Genomic DNA, 427 nt, shown 5'->3' on the forward strand with positions numbered 1-427 from the left:
GTTGCACGATGCTCACGCCGATGTTCCTGATCAAGGGTTCCGAATATCAGGGGCTGACAATGCACGCGCTCGCCTGCGGCGCTCAGGTGTCGATGTATGGCGTGTATCTGTCGATGCGCGACGAACTCGCTCTTGCGCCCGACACGGTCGCCGCGACACTGGGCGAGATGCGCGAGAAGATCTACCGGTACCAGAACGCCATGCAGAAAGTGCTCGCCGAGCGCTTGAACTCGCTTTCCGATCCGTCCAAAAGGAACGAGTACGTCCGCAACTTCTATACGCTTGGTTATGCGAAGTTTCTCGAATCGGTGAAGAGCTACTTCACGGCTTTGCACCAGACGAAGATCGACTTCCGCAACTCGATGGAGATCTACACGCACGACGTCGTACGCAGCACGGCCGACGCCACGCTCCCGTCTCGCACGTC

1 protein-coding gene is annotated in these 427 nt (G+C 58.5%); it reads left to right on the forward strand.

Translation table 11 applies throughout. From position 1 onward, the window contains the following. On the forward strand, positions 1–427 hold a 427-nt coding region (locus HWW87_RS36885), incomplete at both ends, for a hypothetical protein (protein WP_175824381.1).

It is taken from the genome of Burkholderia sp. BCC0419 (assembly GCF_902830285.1).
In the GTDB taxonomy this organism is placed as follows: Bacteria; Pseudomonadota; Gammaproteobacteria; order Burkholderiales; family Burkholderiaceae; genus Burkholderia.